Source organism: Nonomuraea lactucae (assembly GCF_003313395.1).
GTDB lineage: Bacteria > Actinomycetota > Actinomycetes > Streptosporangiales > Streptosporangiaceae > Nonomuraea > Nonomuraea lactucae.
Genome location: NZ_QNFZ01001061.1, coordinates 1 through 24170, shown reverse-complemented (window position 1 = coordinate 24170; position 24170 = coordinate 1). Strand labels below are relative to the sequence as shown.

Genomic DNA, 24170 nt, shown 5'->3' with positions numbered 1-24170 from the left:
CTTGATCGGTCCGACCGGAGCTGCGGGCTTGACGCACAGCGGGCCGCTGGCGGGGGCCTGCGCGTCCGCCGTGGTGCTGCCGTTTTCGGGCCGACGGCCTTGGTCGTGGCACGGCACCCGGGGCAAGGCCGGCCCACCCAGATCAACCCCCCGAGATCCAATGTCAATACATGCCGCATATGACCCGACACGTCCCGCGAACAGGGTAAGAGCCGGAAGGTCGGAGTCGATGGGCTATTGACCAGGGCAAAAGTGCTTGCGTGTACTTGGTGACAGCTTCGCTAACGACAGGCCGAGGGGGTTCGCTTGCGCCTGCGGTCATCGCCCTTGACGGTGAGCGGCACGGCCTCTATATTCCCAAGTAGTTATCTAACCAAGAGGTGATAAAACTGAGTGGTTATGAGACTGCCGCACACGATCACCTGGACGTGACGTTCGCCGCGCTCGCCGACCCGACGCGCCGCGCGATCCTCGCGCGGCTGGCCAGGGGTGAGGCCTCGGTGATGGAGTTGGCCGAGCCTTTCGCGATGACCCAACCCGCCATCTCCAAGCACCTCAAAGTGCTGGAACGGGCAGGTCTGGTGTCACGCGGTCGCGACGCGCAACGACGTCCCTGCCACCTAGAGGCGCGGCCGCTCCGCGACGCCACCGAGTGGCTTGAGGGCTACCGGCGCTTCTGGAGCGAGAGCTTCGAGCGTCTCGACGGACTGATCGACGAGCTGAAATCCATGGGGGAAAGAGACATGACCGCAAGCGATGAGCAACCAGGAGGCCGCCCGTGAACAACAGCGGCACGATGACGGTGACCGCCCCCACCGAGTGCGAGATCGTGCTGACACGGGTGTTCGACGCGCCACGCCGCCTCGTCTTCGACGCGTGGACCAAGCCCGAGCTGCTGCGCCGCTGGTTCGGCCCCCACGGCTACCAACTGGTGGTGTGCGATGTCGACCTGCGCGTGGGCGGGACCTGGCGCTACGTGTTGTGCCGCCCCGACGGCACCGAGATACATCTGCACGGCGTTCACCGCGAGATCGCCGCCCCCGAGCGTCTGACCCGCACCGAGGCCAACGACTACTGCGATGCGGAAGCGGGCGAGGAATCGCTGACAACCATCGTCCTGGTCGAGCGCGACAACAGGACCACGCTGACGAGCACCATGCGCTACCCCTCGAAGCAGATCCGCGACGCCATGATCAACTTCGGCGCGGAAAGCGGCATCGCCGAGAGCTACGACCGGCTCACTGAGGTGCTCGCCGCGCTGGTGCGGACGGTGGCGCAATGAACCGGACGGTGGCGCCATGAACACGGTCGCCGGCCGTTACCGCACCCGGGCCGACGCGTTCGAACGCAAGGTCGCCGGTGTGCGGCCCGACCAGTGGTCCAACCAGTCCCCGTGCGAGGAGTGGACCGCCCGAGACGTAGTGCGACACGTCATCGACATGCACGGCGTGATGCTGCGCCCCCTCGGCCGCCGGCTCAGTCCGGTGCCGACGGTGGACGACGACCCGCTGGCCGCCTTCAGATCCGCCCGCGCCGACGTCGAGGCCGTGCTCGACGATCCCGAGCTGGCCCTGTCCGAGGACGACACCCCCGTCGGCCGCCTGACGGTCGAGCAGCACATCGACCAGGTCATCAGCGCCGACCTCGTCATCCACGGGTGGGACCTCGCCCGGGCCGTCGGGCAGGACGACAGGATCGACCCGGCTGAGATCGATCGGGTCTGGAAGGTCTGGCAAGGAGTGTTCATGGTGCTCGGGGAGGACAGACTACGGGCCCATGGCGTGTGCGGCCCGGAGGTGAAGGTCCCCGAGGACGCTCCGGCGCAGGACCGGCTGCTCGGTCTTCTCGGACGCGACCCCAGCTGAACTCCTCGGTCGGAGCCCTGCCGCGCACTGGCACCGCCGACCCGTCGCCCCCCCACCGCCGACGTCGACACCGGCACGCATACCCCCATCGTTGGCATCGCCGGCGGCCAACGAATGCAACCAGCCCGGTGGATGCGCCGCGCCTGCAGCCGGTACACGCCCATGTGACGAGACGAGCCGCCCCCTGGCGGTGATGAGTCGCGGCGCCGTATCGCACAGCCACTGCTCCCTCACAGTGAGAGGACCAAGAGATTGACTACAGTCGACGTTTCCCCCAAGGCCGGGCCGCGGCAGTGGCTCGGCCTGGCCGTACTGTGCCTGCCCACCATGCTGGCGGCCGTGGACATCAATGTGATGTTCCTGGCGCTCCCGCAGGTGACCTCGGCCCTCGGGGCCAACAGCATCGAGCAGCTGTGGATCATGGATATCTACGGCTTCATGGTCAGCGGGTTCCTGATCACGATGGGAATGCTCGGCGACCTGATCGGCCGGCGCCGGTTGTTGCTGTTGGGCGCGGCGGCGTTCATCACCGCGTCGTTGCTGGCCGCTTACTCGACCTCCACCATGATGCTGCTCGGTTCCCGTGCCCTGCTAGGTATCGCCGGCGCGGCTGTGACCCCGTCAGTCCTGGCGCTGATCCGCACCATGTTCAGGGACCCCAGGCAGATGGGGGCCGCCATGGGCGTGTGGGGAACGTCTCTGATGGCCGGCATCGTGCTCGGCCCGGTGGTCGGCGGGCTGCTGCTGGGCGCCTTCTGGTGGGGTTCGATCTTCCTCATGGGCGTACCGATCATGGCGCTGTTGCTGCTCGCGGGCCCTTTCCTGGTGCCCGAGTCCCGTAACGCGAGCGCGGGCCGACTGGATGTGATCAGTGTGGTGCTGTCCCTGGCGACCATCTTGCCGATCATCTACGGACTCAAAGAAGCGGCCAGGACCGGATGGGACGTGCTGCCGATCGCCACGATCTTCGTCGGCCTGGTCTTCATGGTGGTGTTCGTGCGGCGCCAACGGAAGCTGAGCAGTCCGCTGCTGGACCTGAGCCTGTTCAGCAGTCGCGCGCTGGCCGCCGCGGCGCTGCTCGCGCTGTGCGCGCCGCTCTTCTCGGGTGGGACCACCCTGTTGGCCACCCTGTTCATGCAGATGGTCCAAGGGCTCATGCCGTTCCAGGTCGCGTTGTGGATGCTGGCCCCGGCCATCGCAATGATCGTCGTGGGCAACCTGGCCGCCGCGACCGCGCGCAAGGTCCGCCCCGCCTACGTGCTCGCCGCCGGGGCAGTGCTCGCGGCGATCGGCATGCTGGTGATCACGCAGGTGACGAGCAGCCCCACCGGCCTGGCGACCCTGCTGACCGGCCTCACTATTGCCTTCGTCGGCGGTGGCACGGTCGGCATTCTGAGCGCCACCCTGATCATGTCGTCCGCGCCGCCGGAGAAGGCCGGGTCGGCCGGATCGTTGTCCGGTACTCTCGGCGAGTTCGGTACGGCGCTCGGGGTGGCGATCCTGGGGCTCATCGGTAGCGTGGTCTACCGGGCCGAGGTGAGCGTCCCCGCCGGGGTCCCAGCCGACGCAGCCGGCGCGGTCCGCGAGAGCATCGCCAGCGCGGTTCCGGCCGCCCAGCAGGTCTCCGGCCAGGCCGGGGCTGACCTGCTGAACTCGGTCCGCGATGCTTTCACCAGCGGGCTCAACGTCGTCGCGCTCGTCGCGACCGTACTGTTCCTGGGCCTGGCCGTCCTCGCGATCGTCGGACTCCGGCACGTCCCGGCCGCCGGCGCGCTTCCCGCCCGGGACCCCGGGGAGGCGGTCCCGGCCGTTGATTGACCCGCTGGCAGGGCACGATCCAGCCCGTGCTGACATGCCCGTTCGCCGTGTTGGCGGGGGCGCGGAGGGAATAGAGGATCATGGTGGACTTCGGCTTGCTGCGCGTGCACGCGCACCCGGACGACGAGGCCATCTGGACGGGCGGAACCCTGGCCAGATACTCCGACGGGGGCGCCAGGACGCCAGTGGTGAACTGCACCTGGGCGGAGAGGACCCGGCGGGCCGCGGCGCTGGAACGGCTCTCGGTCACCGCGTACGACGTCCTGATCCTCGACCGGGATCTCCCTGTCGTGCACGGCGACGAGGTGTGCCGGAGGCTGGTGGCGGAGCGGGCACCGTGCCGGATCCTGATGCTCACCGCGGCGCGCACGCTCGACGACACCGTCACCGGGCTCGGCCTCGGCGCCGACGATTACCTCACCAAGCCGTTCCGGCTCCCTGAGCTGGTCGCCCGGGTGCGGGCGCTGCATCGGCGCCCCTCCCAGGCGCGCCCGCCGGTGCTGGCGGCCGAGGGGGTACGGCTCGATCCGGTGAGCAGGGAGGCCAGCCGGGACGGCAGGGGGATCCGCCTGACCCGTAAGGAGTTCGCGGTGCTGGAGATCCTGCTCGCCGCCCAGGGAGGCGTGGTCAGCGCCGAACACCTGCTGGAGAAGGCATGGGACGAGCACGCCGACCCCTTCACCAACGCGGTGCGGATCACCATTCACGCGCTGCGGCGCAATCTCGGCGATCCGCCAGTGATCCACACCGAGATCGGCGTCGGCTACCGGCTGGCCAGGGGATGAGCGCGAGGGTCGTGGACCCCGGCAGCGGACCGGTTCCGTCGCCGGCCCGCGTCCGCGTTCGACGGCCACCGGCGCTTCACCGCCAGCGCCTCGCACGAGCTGCTCACCCCACTGGCCACCAGCCAGGCGCTCCTCGACGTCGCCGCGGCCGATCCCGCGGCCTGCGACGTGCCCGCGCTGCTCGCCGACCTCACCGAGGTCAACGCGCGCAGCGAGCAGATCGCGGCGCTCTGCTCGACCTCGCCCGGGCCGACTACGGCCTGGGCGTCACCACGACCGCCGACCTGGTGGGGTTCGCTTGCGACGCGATCGAGGTCACCTCCAAGGAGGCGGCCCGGCGGGGCGTGTCCGTGGTCTCGCGGCTGGACCCGGCGCTGGTCGCCGGCGATCCCACCCTGCTGCGCAGCTCGCCGCCAACCTCGTGACCAACGCGATCCGGCACAACGACCAACGCGGCCGGGTCGCGGTCACCGTCGCAGCGGAGCGCGGGCAGGCCGTTCTGACGGTCGCCAACACGGGGCCGCGGGTGACGCCGGATCACGTGGACATGCTGTTCGAGCCCTTCGCGCGCGGGGCGGGCCGTACTCACCACGACACTCACCACGACTCCGGCGAGCGGCGCACCGGGCACGGGCTGGGCCTCGCGATCGTCCACGCGGTCGTCACCGCGCACCACGGCACCCTCTCCGCGACCGCCGACCCCGCCGGCGGTCTGACGGTGGAGGTGCGCCTCCAGAAGGTGGCCCCGCCGCCGGGGCCACCTCCGGTCTCGTGTCAGCGTTCGCCTGGCGGCTTCACGAGGACGATGTCTTCGAGGTAGCAGTCGCAGTTGCCGCAGCCTGGAGTCACCGGCGGTCCCTCCTGTAGCGCTCCCGTAGCCCTTCTGTGGCCCGGCCTTTCCCGACTGTACGGCAGGTGGCCGCCTCCGGGCCTGACCCGGGAGGTCAGAGTGGCGTTCGCGTGGTGCCGGGCACGTCGCGCAGGGCGGTGGCGATCTCGTCGGGCGTGAGGCGGTGCGAGCCGACGTAGTAGAGCACCGCCCCGCTCGGGAGTTCGGTCGTCCAGTCGGGGTTGACCAGGAGCGTGTCGCCGGCGCGGGCGGCGAGCATGGTGGCGCCGTAGCGGCGGCCGAGCGAGGTCTGGCAGTGGTCCACCAGCACCGGACCGAGGGAGTCCGGCAGCCGGACCGAGTAGGTGCCGGCGCCGCCGTGCGTCATCAGCTGGGTGTAGATGTCTGTGATGCCGGGGTCCTTCAGCTCTTCGGTGATCATGTACGGGCTGTGCCACTGCACACAGCTCAGCGACTCGGTGACATAGCGGAGATGGCGGACCCTGCCCAGGTCGCGCAGCGCCACCACGAGGTGGGCGCCGTCGGTGACGTGGTCGGCGGTGATGGCCACGGCGAGCGCCTCGTTGTCGTCGCGGGCGTCCACCAGAACGCTGTGCGCCCGGTGCACGCCGGCCCTGCGCAGCACGCCGTCGTCCGTCAGGTCGCCGCGCACGAACGTCACGTCGCGGTCGGACATGGGATGCGTCCGCACGTCCTCCCAGGCGCAGACCACGACCCCGGTCGTGCCGTCGGCCGTCAGCTCGTCGACGATCTGCTCGGTGCGTCCCGGCGTGTAGCCGAGCAGCACGATGTGGCCGGACATGTCCACGGTGACGGCACCTCGCATCCTTCGCCCCTTGGCTCGTTCCAGCGTGGTCGTGAGCCTGGTGAACACCGTCGTCAGGGTGGCGATGCCGCCCACGATGACGTACGCGCCGACGACGTGGCCGGCGGCCGACCTCGGGAACACGTCGCCGTAGCCGACGGTCGAGGCGGTGACCACGAAGTACCACCAGTAGTTGCCGGGTTCGACGATCACGCTGTCCGCCGGCTCGACGAGCGTCATCAACGGCCAGCTGGTGACGAACACCAGGCTGAACACGATCACCGGGGTCCACCACGTGCCGAGCAGCGCGAGCCTGGACAGCACGCGGGCAAGAAAGATCGGCACGCTTCCTCCTGCGCTGACACGCACCGCGACACGCCGCGGTGCGGCCACCTTAACCGGACAAACCCCATAAAGCACCCTTTGTTGTACGGGTGCGGGAGTCACCTGTCGGCGGGGAAGGCGAAGAGGCGGATGTAAAGGGGGCGCGCGTCCGGCGCGGCATCCTCGGCCCGGTGGGAGTACTTCGCCAGCAGGGCCATGTACGCCTCGAAGAACTCCTCGAACTCCGGCTCCGTCATCCGCCCGAGGCCGCGGGACGCCTTGACCCAGCGCGGGTCGCCCTCGTAGATCGCGGGCAGGCGCTCGAACAGCCTGAGATCCTCCTCCAGCCCGATGCGGTGGAACTCGGCGAGCACCGGACGGTCCTCGGGAGAGAGCTGGTCGGGAGTGGGCAGCCGCAGGTCGCGGGGGCCGGGGGCCTTGCGCCACCACCGCTCGCGGCCGGTCGAGCGTTCGGGGATCTCCTCGATGAAGCCGTACTTCTCCAGCTGGCGCAGGTGGTAGCTGGTCGTGCCGGTCTTGGCCCCGAGCAGCTCGCCGAGCGTCGTGGAGGTGGCCGGGCCGTGGACCTCCAGGTGGCGCAGCATGCGCCGGCGCATCGGGTGGGCCAGCGCCTTCAATCGCGCGGGGTCGTCGAGGAGGAACGGCTCGTCATCCTTCATGAGGAGCAGCCTAGTCCTGCCGAACGATATCTGCAGAGACCCATTTGCCGAGAAGTCTCTGCAGAGTATCTTCGGCAGTATGGGACGAACACGACGAAGCATGCTGGTGGCGGTCATCGCAGCCGCCCTGACGGTGGGGGTGGCCGGTCCGGCGGTCGCCGCCGGGCCGTCGGCCGTGACGGGCACGGCGGGGGCCGACGGGGGGCCGCCGGCCGTACCCGGTGATCTGAAGGCGACCGAGGTGAGCTTCCGCGGGGACGGCGGGCTGGCCATGAACGGCACAGTCCTGGCGCCCGCGGGGGCGGAGAAACGGCGGCCGGGCGTGGTCCTGGTGCACGGGGCCGGGGCGGGCACGCCGCGGACGAAACTCATGGGCGAGGCCGTGGAGTTCGCGCGGCGCGGGCTGGCCGTGCTGATCTACGACAAGCGCTCCGAGGGCTACTCGCTCTTCCGCCGGTCGTACTCTCAGCTCGCCGGAGACGCGCTCGGCGCCTTGGCCGCGTTGCGGTCACAGCCCGGCGTGGACCCGTCGAAGGTCGGCGTCTGGGGGCTCAGTGAGGGCGGCTGGGTGGCGCCGATGGCGGCCTCCCGCTCCGCGGACGTGGCCTTCGTCGTGCTGGTGGGCGCGAACAGCCTGCAGCCGCTGCGCCAGCAGGCGTGGGCCGTGGCCGCGGGGATGCGCAAGGCTGGGGTGTCGGGCTCTCTGGTCGACCGGGCCGAGCCCAATCTCTACAGGATGCTGGCCGATGGCGGCATGTTCCCCGAGCCGTACTACGATCCCGCTCCGACCCTCGCGGCGGTGCGGCAGCCGGTGCTCGGCATCTGGGGGGTGCACGATCTGCTGACGCCGCCCCGGGAGAGCCCTCCGGGGTTCGCCGCGGCCTTCCGCGATGGTGGCAACCGGCGCTACACGTTCCGCTTCTTCGCGGGGGCCGAGCACGCCGCCCACCTCACGCCGGACGGTGGGGTGACGCGGCTGCCCGAGCTCGCGCCCGGCTACGCGGATCTGGTCGGGTCCTGGGTGCGTGAGGTCACCTCGGGGAGGCCACCCGCGGATCGGATGCCGGGGTCCGGGTTCGTGACGTCCGGGCCGGAGTCCGTGACGTCGGGAGGGGAGCCAGTGACGTGGGGGCCGGAGCCCGTGCAGGAGACGGCGACCGTGCCGCTGGAGCCTCCCGTCTGGTGGGAGTCGGCGCGGGTCCAGCTCGCGGCCCTCGTGCTGTTCGCCGTCGCCTTCGCCGCGTATCCGGTGGTCGCGCTGGTGCGCCGCCTGCGCCGCCGGTCGGGCGCGCCGGTGAGCCGGGCGGCGCGTTTCCTCAGCGCGAGCGGCCCCGTGGTGGTGCTCGGCTCGTTCGCGTACCTGACCTACATGGTGATGACCGGCGCCAAGCTGGCGGCCCCGGGGCCGCTGGTGGCCGGAAGGCCGGTGATCTGGCTGGTGCTGCAGGTGCTCGCCGTCGCCTGCGTGGTCGCCACCGCCCGCACCGCGCGTGCCTGGGCGCGCCGACCCGGCTCCGTGCCGCGAGGGGAGAGGGTACGGCTCGGGCTGCTGCTCGCCGGTGGGGTGGTGCTCGTGCCGTGGGGCCTGTACTGGGGCCTGCTGCTGCCGTGACCCGTGAACCACTCTCCCGGCCGGTGCACTTCGGGAACCCGTAACCGGTTTGTCGGTGGACTTTGGTACACAGGAGCGCATGGGTGTGAGCGTCGAAGAGTTCCTCAAGCTGCTGGATGAGCTGCCCGAGGTGCGGACGGGCCACGGCGGCGACTGGATCAGCCTCAAGGTGGGCGGCAAGGGCTTCGGTTACCTGTGGGAGGAGACCGAGACCGTCGGCGTCAAGGCGACCATCGAGGAGCAGATCGCGCTGGTGGCCGAGCGGCCCGAGGTGTTCGAGGTGCAGTTCACGGCGGGACGGTTCGGGTGGGTGGTGATCCATCTCGACCGGATCGACTACGAGGAGCTGTTCGAGCTGGTGGCCGAGGCGTGGTGCCTGACCGCGCCCAAGCACCTGGTCGAGGCCTTCGAGGTCGCCCATCAGATCGGGCGATAGCCTGACATCGATGTTGCAGACGAACATCCGGGCTGCGCGAGTGGCGCGAGGACGACGCACGCGCGGTGCTGGCCGAACGCCACGCCCGCCTGGCCGCCGACCCGACCCCAGCGGAGGGTCGCGCCTGGCCAGCAGTCCGACTGGTGATCTAGGCTCGGGGGGTGGACAGCGAGAGCCTGGCCGCGGCCGGCCTGCTGGCGGCGTTGAGCCGGGTGGCGGAGATCCTCGCCGAGTTACGCCACCCGTTCGTCCGCAGCAGGTCCTTCACCTATTTCCTCCCGCCCGCCGGCGCCCGCACCGGCATCCTCTTCACGCTCCCCGACGGCCGCGAGGTCCGCTTCGCCGTCTCCGTCATCGCCTCGGGCGACGCCTTCCACGTGGACGGGGTGGCAGAGGCCGAGGGTGATGTGCTCCTCGACCTCTCCCGCAGGACGACCCCCGACATCCACGCCTGCCTGGCGGTGCTGGACGACTACGCGGGCGAGCTGGCGGGCGAGGCCGGCCGCCTGATCGAGGAGCTACTGGACGAAATTGTCTGACTGTCAGACAATGACTGTATGAAGAACGGACCTTTGGCGGTCGTGGGCGCCTCCGTGCTCTGGGGCACGGCCGGCACCGCGGGGCTGCTCGTGTCCGCGGACTCGATCGCCCTGGCCGCCGCCAGGCTGGTCATCGGCGGCGCCGCGCTCGCACTCGTGGCGGGCCTGAGCGCGAAGGGCGTGAGCGCGGCGACCATGCCACGCGCCGGTGCGGGCCGAAGGATCCCCGGCGGGCGAGGCGGCGGGCGAGTGGTCACCTCGGGAGTGCTGTTCGCGTCCGCCGCGGTCGCCGCCTACCAACTGTGCTTCTTCGCGGCCGTCGGCCGCACCGGCGTGGCCATCGGCACGGTGGTGGCCATCGGCAGCGGCCCCGTCTTCACCGGCCTGCTGTCGTGGGCCCTGCACGGCCGGCGCCCGAGCCGCCGGTGGGCCATGGCGACCACGGCGGCCATCGCCGGGTGCGCGGCGCTGATCGTCGGTGGCGGCGCGCAGGCCGGCGGTCAGATGGTGTCCGGAGTGCTGTTCGCCCTGCTCGGCGGGCTGCTCTACGCCTTCTACGCGGTCACGGCGGCCCGCGCGATCTCCACGGGCGCGCCGTCCGGCGCGGTGATGGGCGCGCTGTTCGGCGGCGCCGCCGTGATCATGCTGCCGGTCCTGCTCTGGCGCGGCGGGGAGTGGCTGGCCGAGCCGCGCGCCCTGCTCGCCGCCCTCTACCTCGGCCTGGCCGCGACCGCCCTGTCCTACTTCCTGTACGGCAGGGGCCTGCGCACCACCCCGGTGACCACGGCCGCCACCCTCACGCTGGCCGAGCCCGCGGTCGCCGCGCTGCTGGGCCTGGTCGTGCTGGGCGAGCGCCTGGCCCCGGTCTCGGTCGCCGGTCTCGGGCTGCTCGCGATCAGCCTCGTGGCGGTGGCCGTACCCGAGAGGAGATCCGTGGCACGCGGCGGTGCCGTACGGGAGAGGGCACTAGAGTCGCAGCCGTGACAACGCCGCTCAGACCAGTCTCGGCCGTCGGCGCGCTCGCCGACGCGCTGCGCCGCAGGGTGCTCTCCGGCGAGATCCAGCCGGGCACGCCGCTGCCCGAGCAGGAGATCGCGGCGGCGTACGGCGTGGCCAGGCCGACGGTCCGCGAGGCGCTGGCCGCGCTCGTCCACGAGGGGCTGCTGAGGCGCGAGCGCAACCGCAGCGCGTACGTCCCCGAGGTGACGCTCGCCGACCTGGACGACCTGATGTACGTGCGCCGGCCACTGGAGGACCTGATGGCCCAGGCAGTGGCCGGGCGGCGGGTGGCCGAGGCGGACGCGGCGCTCGCCCGGATGGACGCGCTGCCCGGCGACGCCGCCTGGTCCGACGCGGTGGCGGCGCACATGGCGCTGCACCAGGCGCTGATCGAGGCCGTGGGCAGCCCGCGCCTTGAGCGGCTCTACGGCGCGCTGGCCGCCGAGACCCGGCTCGGCCTGGTCCGGCTGCGCGAGGTGTACGAGGACCGTGACGTGCTCGTACGCGAGCACCGTGACCTGCTCGACGCCATCGCGGACGGTCCGGCTGAGACGGCGCGGGCGGCGGTCGCCGCGCATCTGGGCCACTCGTGGGGCGGCGATAGGCGCTCGGGAGACGGCCAGTCATGCCCGTGAACGGCCGACCCTTGCGGTACGGCCCCATGACTCGCGAGAATCGCGCCCATGCACGGCAACCCGATGCCGGACTCCTACGTGTATGTCACTGAAGAGGGCGTGACCCGTCACTACGCCGACGGGAGCGTCGAGGCCCTCGCGTGGGAAGACGTCGTCGAGGTCCGTGTCGTGACGGAGTCGGCGACCTCGCCTGACTACGACGTGCTCTACATCCTGCTCGACCGCGACGGTGAGGGCTGCGTCGTGCCGCGGTCGGCGACCGACGCGACCTTTCTCGCCCGCCTGCGCTACCTGCCCGACTTCGACCTGGACCGGCTGCACCTCGCCGCCGAGGCGGCGAACGACGGGGCCGTGGTCGTGTGGCGCAGCCCCGACCCGCCGACCGCGCTGCCGGACCTCGAGTACGACTAACGCCCAAGATTTCGGCAATATTACGGAATGGCGCGGTAAAGGCCACAGTCAGGTAGATCAGCACCTTCTGAGCAGTTAGTCAACCCTTCGAACACCCCGCTTTGCGTCCGATTGTGGACATATGACGTTGTTCCCCGTTATGCAGTTGATCTTTAGTCTTTAGTGGGGGCCGCCGCCCTTGCGTGGTTCAGGGAACGTCATACCAACAGAGTTGCCTGGGTGGTGCTATGAGGGTGGGGACGGGGGAGTCCGATGTCGTGCTCCTCGAAGCCGTGCCACGCCGTGCGTCGAGCATCTGGACGCGGGCGTACCTGCGGATCCTGTGGAGCGGCGACCTCGCGTGCGCGCTGGCCGCGTGCGTGTTCGTGCTCGGCGTCCGGCTCCTTTCCGGGGCGTTCATCCCGCTGGCCGAGTTCCTTCTCGGCGCCGGCCTCGTCGTCGCCTGGCCGCTCGCCCTGGCGATGGGCGGCGCGTATCGCCAGCGCGCTCATGGCGAGGGCACCGAGGAGTTCAGGGCGGTATTCAACGGCGGCGCGGGTTTGATGGCCACGGTGGCGATTGGCGCGTATGCCACGCAGACCGCGGTGGCGCGCAGTTTTGTCATGGCGATGTTGCCGCTGGCGCTGCTTTCCGCGCTTTACTTCCGCTACAAGATGCGCAAGCGCCTGCACCGCAGGAGGGCCGTCGGCCAGTACATGCGCCAGGTCGTCGCAGTGGGTCATCGCGAGTCGATCCTCGACCTGGTCATGCAGTTCCGCGGCCAGCCGTACCACGGCATGCTGGTCGTGGGGGCGTGCCTGCCCGCCGACCGCATGGACGTCGACCTCGACGGGATCCCCGTGCTCGGGTCGTTCGGCGAGGTGGCGGACGCGGCGGCGCGGGTACGCGCCGACGCTGTGGCCGTGCTCGCCTGCCCGGAGATGGACGGGATCGCGCTGCGCAGGCTGGCGTGGAGCCTGGAGAGCGAGCGGACCGACCTGTTCGTGGCTCCCGCGCTGATGGACGTGGCCGGGCCGCGCATCAGCATCAGGCCGGTGGCCGGGATGCCGCTGCTGCACGTGGAGCACCCCGAGTTCGACGGGGCCAAGCAGGTCGTCAAGAGCGTGTTCGACCGGTGCGTGGCGGGCGCGGCGCTGCTCCTCATGGCCGTGCCGCTGCTGACGATCGTGCTGCTGATCCGCCTCACCAGCCGCGGGCCCGCGCTGTTCTACCAGACCAGGGTGGGCAGGCACGGCCGGGAGTTCAGGGTGGTGAAGTTCCGGACGATGGTCGAGGGCGCCGAGCGGCTCAAGGGCGCGCTGCAGGAGGCCAACGAGTTCGACGGCGTCATGTTCAAGATGCGGAACGATCCAAGGATCACCCCGCTGGGCGGCCTCCTGCGCCGCTACTCGCTGGACGAGCTGCCCCAGCTCTTCAACGTCGTACGCGGCGAGATGTCGCTGGTCGGCCCGCGCCCGCCACTGCCCGAGGAGGTCGCCCAGTACGGCACGGACGTGCGCCGCCGCCTGGTCGTCAAGCCGGGCATGACCGGGCTCTGGCAGGTCAGCGGCCGTTCGGACCTGACCTGGGAGGAGTCTGTCCGCCTCGACCTGCGCTACGTGGAGAACTGGTCGCTCATCCTCGACCTGCAGATCCTCTGGAAGACCTGGTCCGTCGTCACCCGCGGAGAAGGGGCTTACTAGCTTGAAAGCGCTCGTGCTCGCCGGAGGGGCGGGCACCCGGTTACGGCCCATCACCCACACCTCGGCCAAGCAGCTCGTCCCGGTGGCCAACAAGCCGGTGCTCTTCTACGGTCTGGAGGCCATCGCCGAGGCCGGGATCCGGGAGGCCGGGCTGGTCGTCGGCGACACGCAGGCCGAGATCGAGTCGGCCGTCGGCGACGGCTCGGCGTTCGGCCTGGAGGTGACCTACCTGCGCCAGGAGGCGCCGCTCGGGCTGGCGCACGGCGTGCTGATCGCCCGCGACTACCTGGGCGACGACGACTTCGTCATGTACCTCGGCGACAACTTCGTCGTCGGCGGCATCGGCGGCCTCGTGGAGCGGTTCGCCCGCGAGCGGCCCGCCGCGCAGATCATGCTCACCAGCGTCCGCGACCCGCGCCAGTTCGGGGTGGCCGAACTCGACCCGGGAGGTCGCGTCGTCCGCCTGGAGGAGAAGCCCGCCCGGCCCAAGAGCGATCTCGCGCTCGTCGGCGTCTACCTCTTCAGCCCGGCCGTCCACGCGGCGGTCGCCGAGCTCAAGCCGTCGTGGCGGGGCGAGCTGGAGATCACCGACGCCATCCAGTGGTTGATCGAGGCGGGCCTGCGCGTGGAGTCGTCGGTGATCTCCGGCTACTGGAAGGACACGGGCAACGTCACCGACATGCTGGAGGTGAACCGCCTCGTCCTGGAGTCGCTGGAGCCCCGGGTCGGCGGCTCGGTGGACGCGGCCAGCGAGCTGATCGGCCGCGTCGTGGTCGAGCCGGGTGCCGTGGTCGAGCGCTCCCGCTTGGTCGGCCCGGCGATCATCGGGGCGGGCGCCCGCGTCCAGGACGGCTACGTCGGGCCGTTCACCTCCATCGGGGCGGGCTGCGTGGTCGAGCACGCCGAGATCGAGTACTCGATCGTGCTGCCCAGGGCCTCCATCCGGGGAGTGAGCCGGATCGAGTCGTCGCTCATCGGCCACGACGTCGAGGTCACCCCGGCGGCAGGCACGCCCAGAGCCCACCGCCTGGTGCTCGGCGATCACAGCAAGGTGCAGATCAGTTCGTGAGGAAGCGGCGACACGCATGAGATGGCTGATCACCGGTGGCGGGGGCATGCTGGCCGCCGACGTGCTCGACAGGATCGCGCTGACCGGCGAGCCGGTGCTGGCGCTGGCCAGGGCCGAGCTCGACGTGACCGACCGGCGGGCGGTGCTCGACTTCGTGGGCGGCTACCGGCCGCGGATCGTGGTCAACTGCGCGGGCTGGACCGCGGTGGACGAGGCCGAGACGCGCGAGGAGGAGGCGCTGGCCGTCAACGGCCACGCGGTCGCCTGGCTCGCCGAGGCGTGCTCCCGCTCCGGGGCCCGCCTGCTTCAGGTCTCCACCGACTACGTCTTCGACGGGCGCGGTCGCGAGCCGTACCGTGAGGACGCGCCGACGGGGCCGCTCAACGCCTACGGCAGGACGAAGCTCGCCGGTGAGCGCGCGGCGCTGGTGCATGGGCACTACGTCGTGCGCACCGCGTGGCTGTACGGCGCGGCCGGCCCCAACTTCGTGCGCACGATGATCAGGCTGGCCGGCGAGCGGGAGACCGTCGAGGTGGTGGACGACCAGCGCGGCCAGCCGACATGGGCCGCCGACCTCGCCGACTACCTGGTGCGGCTGGCCCAGTCGGACCTGCCGCCGGGCGTCTACCACGGCACCAGTTCGGGCGAGACCACCTGGTGCGGGCTGGCACGGGAGGTCTTCACCCTGCTGGGCGCCGATCCCGGGCGGGTGCGCCCGGTGCCGAGCACGGCCTGTCCCCGGCCCGCCGCGCGACCGGCGAGCGGGGTGCTCGCCCACACCAGGTGGGAGCCGATCCGGGGCTGGCGCCAGGGCCTGCGCGCCGCCTGGCCCGTCATGGCCGGCGCGCCCGGTTCCAGGCACGCCGGCGCCACGGAGGCGGGTTCTCAGTGCAGCGTCGTGTAGAACTTGCGGCACTCCTCGTAGTCGGGCAGCAGCCCTGCCCTGAGCGCCTCCTCCAGGCCGGGCGCGGCGGCGTCCTTCGCCGACAGCAGCGGTTCGACGCCCTCCGGCCAGGCGATCCCGAGCTCCGGATCCAGCGGGTGCACGCCGTGCTCCCGGCCCGGAGCGTACGGCTGCGAGCACAGGTAGACCACGGTGGCCCGCTCGCTCAGCGCCATGAACGCGTGGCCGAGACCCTCGGCGATCAGCACGGCCCGGCGCGTCTCGTCGTCGAGCGTCACGGCCGTCCAGTGACCGAACCCGGGCGAGCCCACCCGCAGGTCCACCACCACGTCCATGACTTCGCCCGAGACGCACATCACGTACTTGGCCTGGCCGGGCGGCACGGCCGCGAAGTGGACGCCGCGCACCACGCCGGGCTGCGAGACCGAGCAGTTGACCTGGGCCGTCTCCAAGGGGTGTGGCAGGCCGGCGGTACGGAACGCCTCGGCGAAGGAGCCGCGAGGGTCGCTGTGGACGCGCGGCGTGGAGAGCCACGCCCCTTCGATCGGGAGGGGATCCATGATCGCAGGATGCCATGCCGCGGACTCCGTACCTATACCAGTGAAAGGGGATGTTTCGTATGACGGCCGTTCTGTCCAACAGCGGCGTGACCGACGACGCCCGGCGCGACGCGCTGTTCCGGGGTGACCTGTTCGTCTACCCCGCCTCGCCCGCGTCCGCCGAGCTGGCCGGGTTCGCCAGGGAGCTGATCGCGGAGGCGTTCGGCGGCCTCGACCCCGAGACGGCGCAGCACGAGCTGCCCGTGGAGGAGTTCGCCGCGCTGCTGGCGGACCTGAAGCCGCGGTTCATCCACCACCCCCGGTGCAAGGAACTGCTGCCGGCCCTCATGGCGGAGCGCGGCTGCGACCCCTGCCGGACCTACTTCGACGTGCCCCGGCTGCGCACCTCCACCTCCCACGACTACCTCGTCTCTGGCATCTCCTACGCCTTCCACCCGCACCGGGACTGCTGGTACTCGGCCCCGTTCAGCCAGGTCAACTGGTGGATGCCGGTCTACGGCGTGGTGGCGGAGAACGTGATGGCCTTCCACCCCGGCTACTTCGACACCCCGGTGCGCAACGGCAGCGCGGCCTACGACTACGCCGAGTGGAACCGTACGAGCCGGCACAGCGCGGCCCGGCACGTGCGCAGCGACACCCGCGAGCAGCCCAGGCCGGAGGAGGAGATCCGCCTGGACCCGCAGATCAGGGTGGTCCCCGAGCCGGGCGGGGTGCTGCTGTTCTCCGGCGCCCAGCTGCACTCGACGGTCCCCAACACCTCCGGCAGGACCAGGTTCAGTATCGACTTCCGCACGGTGCACCTCGACGACGTGCGGGCGCGCAGGGGAGCGCCGAACGTGGACGCCCGCTGCACGGGCACCACGCTGCGCGACTTCGCACGGTGCGCCGACCTCGCCCCGATGCCCGAGGATCTGGCGCTGGAGTACGAGGCCGCCGCCCTGGCTGGAGTGAGCTGAATGGCGACCTGTCGGCTGTGCGGCTCGGCCGGGCTCGCCGGGGTGGTGGACCTCGGCGCGACCCCGCCGTGCGAGTCGTTCCTCACCGCGGAGCAGCTCGACGAGCCCGAGACGACCTACCCGCTGCACCTGCGGGTCTGCACCGAGTGCTGGCTGGCGCAGCTCCCGCCGCTGATCACTCCGGAGCAGACGTTCGTGGAGTACGCCTACTTCTCCTCCTACTCCGCCTCGTGGGTCGAGCACGCGCGGCGGTTCGTCGAGGACCTGGACCTGCGGGCCGGCTCGTTCGTGGTGGAGGTGGCCAGCAACGACGGCTACCTGCTGCGGCACCTGGTCGAGCGGGGCGTGCGCTGCCTCGGCATCGAGCCGTCGGCCAACGTCGGCAGGGCCGCCAGGGAGCGGGGAGTGCCCACGCTCAGCGCGTTCCTGACGCCGGAGACCGGCCAGCAGGTGCGCGCCGAGCACGGGCCCGCCGACCTGGTCGTGGCCAACAACGTCTACGCGCACATCCCCGACATCACCGGCTTCACCCGTGGCCTGCGGGCGCTGGTGGCCGACGGCGGGCGGGTCTCCATCGAGGTGCAGCACCTGATGACGCTCATGGAGCTCAACCAGTGGGACACGATCTACCACGAGCACTTCCAGTACTACACGGTCGCCTCGGCCAGGCGGGCGCTGGCGAGCGGCGGGCTGACACTGGTGGACGTGGAGCTGCTGCCCACGCACGGCGGGTCCCTGCGGCTGTGGGCCGTGCCCGGGGAGTCGGCCACGCCGTCGTACCGGGTGGCGGACGTGCTGGCGATGGAGAAGGCCGCCGGGCTGCACGACCTGTCCGGCTACCAGGACTTCGCCGCCCGGGTGGCCAAGGTCCGGCGTGACCTGCTGAGGTTCCTGCTCGACGCCGCGTCCGAGGGCCGGACGGTCGTCGGGTACGGCGCGCCGGGCAAGGGCAACACGCTGCTCAACCACTGCGGCGTCCGGCCGGACCTGCTCGCGTACACGGTGGACCGAAACCCGTACAAGCACGGCAGGTTCACGCCCGGCTCGCGCATCCCGGTCCTGCCGCCCGAGCGGATCGCGGCCGACCGGCCCGACTACGTGCTGGTGCTGCCGTGGAACCTGCGCGAGGAGCTCGTCGAGCAGCTCTCGTACGTCCGCGAGTGGGGCGGGCGGCTGGTCTTCCCGATCCCGGAGCTGGAGGTCGTGTCGTGAAGGTGGTGCTGTTCTGCGGCGGGCGGGGCACCAGGATGCGCAGCTCCGCCCCCGGCGGTGACCTGCCCAAGCCCATGCAGCCCGTCGGCCCACGGCCGCTCGTCTGGCATGTGATGCGCTACTACGCGCACTTCGGGCACAAGGAGTTCGTCCTCTGCCTCGGGTACGGCGCGCAGCACATCAAGGACTTCTTCCTCACCTACCGGGAGACGGTGTCGAACGACTTCGTGCTGCGCGCGGGCCGGGTCGAGCTGCTGTCGACCGACATCTCCGACTGGACGGTCTCGCTCGTGGACACCGGGGTCGACTCGGCGATCGGCGAGCGGTTACGCAGGGTGCGCGATCACCTCGGCGGCGACGAGATGTTCCTCGCCAACTACGCCGACGTGCTGACCGACGCGCCGCTGCCCGAGATGATCGACCGGTTCGCGGCCTCCGACGCGGGCGCCTCCATGATGGTCGTGCCGCCCACCAACACCTTCCACGTCGTGGACGTCAGCGAGGGCAGCCTGGTCGGCGGCATCACGCCGGTCAGCCGGCTGCCTCTCTGGGTCAACGGCGGCTTCTTCGTGCTGCGCCAGGAGGTCTTCGACCACATCCCGGAGAACGGCGACCTGGTGGCCGACGCCTGCGCCGAGCTGGCCAAGCGCGGCAGGCTGCTGGCCTACCGGCACCGCGGCTACTGGCGTCCGAGCGACACCGTCAACCAGCGGCTGGAGCTGGACCGTTCCTGGGCGCGCGGCGAGCGGCCGTGGGCGCTGTGGGAATCATGAACGGGCTGCGGCCCGCCGTCCTGGACGGTGTCGTGGCGCTGGGCGCGCACTGCGACGACATCGCGATCGGTGCGGGCGGAACCCTGCTCACCCTCTGCGCGGCGCGGCCCGGCGTGCGGGTGGACGCGCTCGTGCTGTCGGGCGGCGGCACCGAGCGGGAGGACGAGGAGCGTGCCGCCCTGGCCGCCTTCTGCCCGGGGGCGGACCTCGCGGTCACCGTGCTGAAGATCCCGGACGGGCGGCTGCCGGCCCACTGGGAGGAGGCCAAGGACGCCCTGGAGGAGCTGCGCGCCCGCACCCGGCCCGACCTGGTGCTCGCCCCGTGGGAGGGCGACGCGCACCAGGATCACCGGGGCCTGGCCGAGCTGGTCCCGACCGTGTTCCGCGACCACCTCGCGCTCGGTTACGAGATCGTCAAGTGGGACGGCGACCTCGGCCGGCCCTCGGTCTACCAGCCGCTGGAGCCCGCCATGGCCGAGGCCAAGGCGGGCCTGCTGGAGCGGCACTACCCGTCGCAGCGGCGCCGCGCCTGGTACGACCGGGAGGCGTTCCTCGGGCTGGCCCGCATCCGCGGCATCGAGTGCGGCGCCCGCTACGCCGAGGCGTTCCACACCCGCAAGCTGACCCTCGACCTGGCTGGAGAGTGACGTGCGGATACTTCTGACCGGACACCAGGGCTACCTGGGCAGCGTGATGGCCCCCGTGCTGGCGCGAGCCGGTCACGACGTCGTCGGCCTCGACTCGGGCCTGTTCGCCGACTGCGTGCTCGGCCCCGCCCCGAACGACCCGCCCGCCCACGCGGTGGACGTGCGGGACGTGCCGCCCGGCCTGCTCGCCGGGTTCGACGCCGTGGCGCACCTGGCCGCGTTGTCGAACGACCCGCTCGGCTCGCTCGCGCCCGAGCTGACCTACGACATCAACCACCGCGCCTCGGTACGGCTGGCCCGCCTGGCCCGGGACGCCGGGGTGAGCAGGTTCCTGTACGCCTCCACCTGCTCGGTGTACGGGGCCTCGGGCGGTGACGAGCTGGTGGACGAGGACGCGCCGCTGCGGCCGGTGACCCCGTACGCCGAGTCCAAGGTGCGGGTCGAGGACGACCTGGCCGGGCTGGCCGACGGGAGCTTCACGCCGGTGTTCATGCGCAACGCCACCGCGTTCGGCTTCTCGCCCCGGCTGCGGGCCGACATCGTGCTGAACAACCTGGTCGGCCACGCCTTCCTGACCGGCGAGGTGCGGGTGCTGTCCGACGGCACGCCGTGGCGGCCGCTGGTCCACGCGAGGGACATCGCCGAGGCGTTCCTGCTGGCCCTCGACGCGCCGCGCGAGGCCGTGCACGCCAGGGCGTTCAACGTGGGCACGGAGCGCAACAACGTGACGGTCGCCGAGATAGCCGCCGAGGTGGCCGAGGCCGTGCCGGGGTCCGCGGTGGTGATCACGGGCGAGGCCGGGAACGATCCGCGCTCCTACCGCGTGGACTTCTCCCGCCTGCGGGAGGCGCTGCCGGGCTACGAGGCCCGCTGGAGCGTCAAGGCGGGCGCGGCCGAGCTGGCCGACGCCTACCGCCTGTACGGGCTGACCAGGCACGACTTCCAGCGCCGCTACACGCGCCTCACCAGGCTGTCGGACCGCATGGCCGCCAGGGAGATCTCCGCCGGGCTGCGCCCATGACGCCCGCGGAGATGCACACGCTCGTCGAACGGCTCTATCCGATCTGCCGGAGCATCACCGGCGACGGGGTGCGCCGGACGCTGGAGATCGTCGGGGAGCGGCTGCCGCTCACCGTGACCGAGGTGCCGACGGGCACGCCCGTGCTCGACTGGACCGTGCCGAAGGAGTGGAACATCCGAGACGCCTACGTCAAGGATCCCGAGGGACGGCGAGTGATCGACTTCCGCGCCTCGAATCTGCACGTGGTCGGCTACAGCGTGCCGGTGTCGGGCACGTTCACGCTGGAGGAGCTGCGCCCCCGCCTGCACACGCTGCCCGAGCAGCCGTCGCTGATCCCCTACCGCACCAGCTACTACTCCGAGACGTGGGGGTTCTGCCTCAGCCAGGACACCCTCGACGGGCTGGGCGACGGGCCGTACGAGGTGCTGATCGACTCCACGCTCGCCGACGGGTCGCTGACCATCGCCGAGCACGTGGTGCCCGGCGAGCTGGCCGAGGAGGTGGTGGTCTCCTGTCACGTGTGCCACCCGTCGCTGGCCAACGACAACCTGGCGGGCATCGCGGTGGCCGTGGCGCTGGCCGAACGCCTGGAGCGCCCCCGTCACACCTACAGGTTCCTGTTCATGCCCGGCACGATCGGCGCGATCAGCTGGCTCGCGCTCAACCGCGACCGCCTGGGACTCATCAGGCACGGGCTCACGCTGGCCTGCGCGGGCGACGCCGGCTCGCTGACGTACAAGCGGAGCAGGCGCGGCGACGCCGGGATCGACCGCGCCGTCACCCACGTGCTCGCCGACCGGCCGCACACGGTGCTCGACTTCACGCCGTACGGCTACGACGAGCGCCAGTTCTGCTCGCCCGGCTTCGACCTGCCGTTCGGCAGCCTCACCAGGACGACGTACGCCGGGTACCCCGAATACCACACCTCGGCGGACACCCCCGCGTTCGTCACGGCGGAGGCGATGAGCGACACCCTGGAGGCGCTCTGGCAGGTCGTCGGCGTGCTGGAGGGCGACCGCGCCTACCTCAACCTCAGCCCGTACGGCGAGCCGCAGCTCGGCAGGCGCGGCCTGTACGGATCTCTGGGCGGGAGAAGTGACACGAAACAGGGCCAGATGGCGATGTTATGGGTGTTGAACCTGTCCGACGGGGACCACAGCCTCCTCGACATCGCCGAACGATCTGGGCTGCCCTTCGCGGTGGTCGAGTCCGCCGCGGAGGCTCTGCGCACAGCCGGACTGGTGAAGGAGAAGGCGTGATGGGGCTGAAGGTCGGAGACGTCGTGGAGGTCCGCGCCGAAGCGGAGATCCTGGCGACGCTGGACGAGCGCGGGGAGCTCGACGGACTGCCGTTCATGCCGGAGATGCGGCAGTTCTGCGGCCGGCGGATGACCGTGCGCAAGGTGGCGCACAAGCTCTGCGACACGATCGACCACGGCCGGATGCGGCGCATGGAGCGGGCCGTCCACCTGGACCGGGCGCGCTGCGACGGCCAGGCGCACGGCGGCTGCCAGACGGCCTGCTCGCTCTACTGGAAGGAGGCGTGGCTGGTGAAGGTGGGCGACACGCCCCGGCCGCCCGCCGCTCCCACCGAGCCCGCGACCGCCCTCCTGCCGCTCCTGGAGGTCAACTCCAGGAAGCCGCCCGGTCCGGAGGGGGAGGAGCGCTTCTCCTGCCAGGCGACGGAGCTGCTGCGCGCGGCGCCCGCCTGCCTCCCGGTCAAGGACGTCAGGCAGTACGTCACCGACGTGCGCACCGGCAACGCGGGCGTCCTCGCCACGCTGCGCGGGCTGTTCTTCGCCCTGTTCAACCGCTACCAGAGCCTCAGCAGGCGGCTGCTGCCGAGGCGGCTGTGGATCAAGGGCGGCCTGTCATGGGGGTTCGTCCCCGGCGGGAGGCCGGGCCGGACCCCGACCGGAACCCTCGACCTCCAGCCCGGCGAGCTGGTCCGGATCAGGTCCAAGCAGGAGATCGTCGGCACCCTCGACCACCGCAGGCACAACCGCGGGCTCGGCTTCGAGGAGGAGATGGCCAGGCACTGCGGGCGCACCGCCCGGGTGGCGGCCCGGGTCGAGCGGTGCGTGGACGAGCGCACGGGCGAGCTGCTCCAGATGAAGAACCCGTGCATCATCCTCGACGGCGTCTTCTGCGGAGGGTTCTACAGCGTCAACTGTCCACGCGAGTTCGTCCCGTTCTGGCGGGAGATCTGGCTGGAACGGATCGAGGAGCCGGCGCGGTGAGCCCGGCGCGGAAGGCGGCCGATGAACGACACGGAGCTCCAGACCGAGGAGGACGGCCAGGCGGACCCGCGGGCCGGCTCGCTCGGCAGGCTGGCCGGCCGGGGGCTGCGCTGGGGGCTGCTCGGGAACCTGGCCACCAAGGCGGGGTCGTTCGTGATGGGGCTGGTCCTCGCCCGCCTTCTCGCGCCGGGTGACTTCGGCGTCTACGCCGTCGCGCTGGCCGCGACGGCCTTCGTCATGTCGGTCAAGGACCTCGGCATCATGGCCGCGACCATGCAGTGGCGCGGCAGGCTCGAGGACATGGCGCCCACGGCGACCGTGCTGTCGTTCGTGTCGGCCATGGGGCTGTACGCGGTGTTCTGGGCGGGCGCGCCCGCCTTCGCCGAGCTGGCCGGCACGCCGCAGGCCACGGGCGTGGTCAGGCTGCTCACCGCGGTCATCGTGGTCGAGGGCTTCACCGCCGTGCGGACGGCCGTACTGATCCGCAGGTTCCAGCAGGACAGGCTGACGCTGGCCATCGCCGCGGGGTTCGTGGTGAACGCGGCCGTGGCCATCGCCCTGGCGGCGGGCGGCGCGGGGCCGTACAGCTTCGCCTGGGGCCAGGTGTCGGCGGCCGTGGTCACCGGCGTCATCGTCCTCTTCGCCGCGCGCCTGCCCGTCCGGCTCCGCGTGGACCGGGCGGTCGCGGTCAGGCTGCTGGCGTTCGGGCTGCCGTCGGCCGCCGGGATCGGCCTGGAGAGCGTGCTGCTCAACGCCGGCTACATCGTGGTGGGAGACATCCTCGGGCACGTCTGGCTCGGCTACTACCTGCTGGCGTTCAACGTGTCGAGCTGGGTGCCCGGCCTGATCGGCACCGCCGTGCGCAACGTGTCGATCCCCGGCTTCTCCAGGCTCGCCGAGCACACGCCGGAGGCGCTGTCGGACGGCGTGCGGCGGGCCGCTCCGCTGCTGCTCGCCGCGATCCTGCCGGTCGCGGTGGCGATGAGCGTGCTCGCGCACCCGCTCGTGGAGTTCCTGTACGGCCCCAAATGGGACCAGTCGGCGGGCGTGCTGCGCTGGCTGGCGATCGTGATGGTGGTCAGGATGCTGCTCTCGCTGGCCCTCGACATCCTCACCGGCCAGGGCGACACCAGGGCCACGGTCTGGATGAACGTCGGCTACGGGGCCGTCCTGGTGCCCGCGCTGATCGTCGGCACGCAGTGGCAGGGCATCCGTGGCGCCGCCATCGGCCAGGCCGTCGCGTGCCTGCTGGCGGCGCTGCCCCTGGCCGCCTACTTCGTGCACCGGTCGGGGGTGCGGCTCGCGCCCGTCGCGCGCGCCCTCGTCCGGCCGCTGCTCGCCGGGGTCG

The 24170-nt window shown here is 71.4% G+C and carries 27 protein-coding genes; 24 read left to right on the top strand and 3 right to left on the bottom strand.

The features are described from left to right. Positions 1-428: 428 nt before the first annotated feature. The 7 genes from DQW85_RS42065 to DQW85_RS45270 all read left to right on the top strand — a co-directional run bounded on the left by DQW85_RS42065 (position 429) and on the right by DQW85_RS45270 (position 5288). Positions 429-782: an ArsR/SmtB family transcription factor gene (locus DQW85_RS42065; RefSeq protein ID WP_240197781.1), complete on the top strand. Its 354-nt coding sequence runs from the start codon at positions 429-431 to the stop codon at positions 780-782. Next, a complete protein-coding gene (locus DQW85_RS42060) occupies positions 779-1282 on the top strand; it encodes an SRPBCC family protein (protein WP_205315817.1) in 504 nt (167 codons plus the stop codon). The genes DQW85_RS42065 and DQW85_RS42060 overlap by 4 nt, the downstream gene beginning before the upstream one ends. 16 nt (positions 1283-1298) lie before the next feature. Continuing rightward, a complete protein-coding gene (locus DQW85_RS42055; RefSeq protein ID WP_113705318.1) occupies positions 1299-1865 on the top strand; it encodes a TIGR03086 family metal-binding protein in 567 nt (188 codons plus the stop codon). A gap of 327 nt (positions 1866-2192) precedes the next feature. Beyond that, positions 2193-3683, top strand: coding sequence for an MFS transporter (locus DQW85_RS42050; protein WP_113705326.1), 1491 nt, complete (start codon positions 2193-2195; stop codon positions 3681-3683). 80 nt (positions 3684-3763) lie between these two features. Further along, entirely contained in the window at positions 3764-4468 is a 705-nt protein-coding gene (locus DQW85_RS42045; protein ID WP_113705317.1) for a response regulator transcription factor, read from the top strand. Between the two features lie 287 nt (positions 4469-4755). After that, positions 4756-4893, top strand: coding sequence for a hypothetical protein (locus tag DQW85_RS45275; RefSeq protein WP_162795812.1), 138 nt, complete (start codon positions 4756-4758; stop codon positions 4891-4893). Continuing rightward, positions 4890-5288, top strand: coding sequence for a sensor histidine kinase (locus DQW85_RS45270; RefSeq protein WP_162795811.1), 399 nt, complete (start codon positions 4890-4892; stop codon positions 5286-5288). The genes DQW85_RS45275 and DQW85_RS45270 overlap by 4 nt, the downstream gene beginning before the upstream one ends. Positions 5289-5412: 124 nt before the next feature. Here the strand turns inward: DQW85_RS45270 and DQW85_RS42035 are convergent, their stop codons facing one another. Together DQW85_RS42035 and DQW85_RS42030 are read right to left on the bottom strand one after the other, a co-directional pair. Next, a complete protein-coding gene (locus DQW85_RS42035; RefSeq protein ID WP_113705315.1) occupies positions 5413-6468 on the bottom strand; it encodes an ion channel in 1056 nt (351 codons plus the stop codon). Between the two features lie 98 nt (positions 6469-6566). Then, on the bottom strand, positions 6567-7127 hold the full coding sequence (locus DQW85_RS42030; protein ID WP_113705314.1) for an ArsR/SmtB family transcription factor: 561 nt from the start codon (positions 7125-7127) through the stop codon (positions 6567-6569). A gap of 79 nt (positions 7128-7206) precedes the next feature. On the opposite strand from DQW85_RS42030, the gene DQW85_RS42025 reads away from it, so the two are divergent. The 9 genes from DQW85_RS42025 (at position 7207) to rfbD (ending at position 15414) form a co-directional block, all read left to right on the top strand. Then, positions 7207-8739, top strand: a complete 1533-nt coding sequence (locus DQW85_RS42025; protein ID WP_205315816.1) for an alpha/beta hydrolase family protein — start codon at positions 7207-7209, stop codon at positions 8737-8739. Positions 8740-8818: 79 nt separating this feature from the next. Next, positions 8819-9175, top strand: coding sequence for an MmcQ/YjbR family DNA-binding protein (locus DQW85_RS42020; protein WP_113705313.1), 357 nt, complete (start codon positions 8819-8821; stop codon positions 9173-9175). 161 nt (positions 9176-9336) lie between these two features. Next, positions 9337-9714 carry a hypothetical protein gene (locus DQW85_RS42015; RefSeq protein WP_113705312.1) on the top strand — a complete coding sequence of 126 codons (378 nt, stop codon included), beginning with the start codon at positions 9337-9339 and terminating at the stop codon, positions 9712-9714. An 18-nt stretch (positions 9715-9732) separates the two neighbouring features. Then, positions 9733-10698 carry a DMT family transporter gene (locus DQW85_RS42010; RefSeq protein WP_113705311.1) on the top strand — a complete coding sequence of 322 codons (966 nt, stop codon included), beginning with the start codon at positions 9733-9735 and terminating at the stop codon, positions 10696-10698. After that, complete coding sequence (locus DQW85_RS42005; protein ID WP_113705310.1) at positions 10695-11348, top strand: GntR family transcriptional regulator; 654 nt, start codon at positions 10695-10697, stop codon at positions 11346-11348. The genes DQW85_RS42010 and DQW85_RS42005 overlap by 4 nt, the downstream gene beginning before the upstream one ends. Before the next feature lie 48 nt (positions 11349-11396). Then, positions 11397-11759 (top strand): hypothetical protein, encoded by a 363-nt coding sequence (locus tag DQW85_RS42000; RefSeq protein WP_113705309.1) that lies wholly within the window; start codon positions 11397-11399, stop codon positions 11757-11759. 227 nt (positions 11760-11986) lie between these two features. Further along, positions 11987-13441, top strand: coding sequence for a sugar transferase (locus tag DQW85_RS41995; RefSeq protein WP_113705308.1), 1455 nt, complete (start codon positions 11987-11989; stop codon positions 13439-13441). 1 nt (position 13442) lies between these two features. After that, positions 13443-14510, top strand: coding sequence for a glucose-1-phosphate thymidylyltransferase (locus DQW85_RS41990; protein WP_113705307.1), 1068 nt, complete (start codon positions 13443-13445; stop codon positions 14508-14510). A gap of 16 nt (positions 14511-14526) precedes the next feature. After that, entirely contained in the window at positions 14527-15414 is an 888-nt protein-coding gene (gene rfbD, locus DQW85_RS41985; RefSeq protein WP_113705306.1) for a dTDP-4-dehydrorhamnose reductase, read from the top strand. On the opposite strand, the gene DQW85_RS41980 is transcribed toward rfbD, so the two are convergent. Then, positions 15396-15974, bottom strand: a complete 579-nt coding sequence (locus DQW85_RS41980; RefSeq protein ID WP_113705305.1) for a dTDP-4-dehydrorhamnose 3,5-epimerase family protein — start codon at positions 15972-15974, stop codon at positions 15396-15398. The two genes, rfbD and DQW85_RS41980, sit on opposite strands and share 19 nt — an antisense overlap. Positions 15975-16033: 59 nt before the next feature. Between DQW85_RS41980 and DQW85_RS41975 the strand changes: the two genes are divergently transcribed. From DQW85_RS41975 to DQW85_RS41940, 8 genes are all read left to right on the top strand, one after another. Further along, positions 16034-16930 (top strand): phytanoyl-CoA dioxygenase family protein, encoded by an 897-nt coding sequence (locus DQW85_RS41975; RefSeq protein ID WP_113705304.1) that lies wholly within the window; start codon positions 16034-16036, stop codon positions 16928-16930. After that, positions 16931-18142, top strand: coding sequence for a class I SAM-dependent methyltransferase (locus DQW85_RS41970; protein WP_113705303.1), 1212 nt, complete (start codon positions 16931-16933; stop codon positions 18140-18142). Then, positions 18139-18915: a glycosyltransferase family protein gene (locus tag DQW85_RS41965; RefSeq protein ID WP_113705302.1), complete on the top strand. Its 777-nt coding sequence runs from the start codon at positions 18139-18141 to the stop codon at positions 18913-18915. The genes DQW85_RS41970 and DQW85_RS41965 overlap by 4 nt, the downstream gene beginning before the upstream one ends. Continuing rightward, positions 18912-19562 carry a PIG-L deacetylase family protein gene (locus DQW85_RS41960; RefSeq protein ID WP_113705301.1) on the top strand — a complete coding sequence of 217 codons (651 nt, stop codon included), beginning with the start codon at positions 18912-18914 and terminating at the stop codon, positions 19560-19562. Before DQW85_RS41965 ends, DQW85_RS41960 begins: the two co-directional genes overlap by 4 nt. Before the next feature lies 1 nt (position 19563). Beyond that, entirely contained in the window at positions 19564-20583 is a 1020-nt protein-coding gene (locus DQW85_RS41955) for an NAD-dependent epimerase/dehydratase family protein (protein WP_113705300.1), read from the top strand. Next, the gene (locus DQW85_RS41950) at positions 20580-21842 is read left to right on the top strand and encodes a DUF4910 domain-containing protein (RefSeq protein ID WP_113705299.1); all 1263 of its coding nucleotides are present in this window, start codon (positions 20580-20582) and stop codon (positions 21840-21842) included. The genes DQW85_RS41955 and DQW85_RS41950 overlap by 4 nt, the downstream gene beginning before the upstream one ends. Further along, entirely contained in the window at positions 21842-22822 is a 981-nt protein-coding gene (locus DQW85_RS41945; protein WP_113705298.1) for a hypothetical protein, read from the top strand. The genes DQW85_RS41950 and DQW85_RS41945 overlap by 1 nt, the downstream gene beginning before the upstream one ends. Positions 22823-22843: 21 nt before the next feature. Continuing rightward, positions 22844-24170: oligosaccharide flippase family protein (locus DQW85_RS41940; protein WP_113705297.1), on the top strand; the 1327-nt coding region annotated here is incomplete at its 3' end.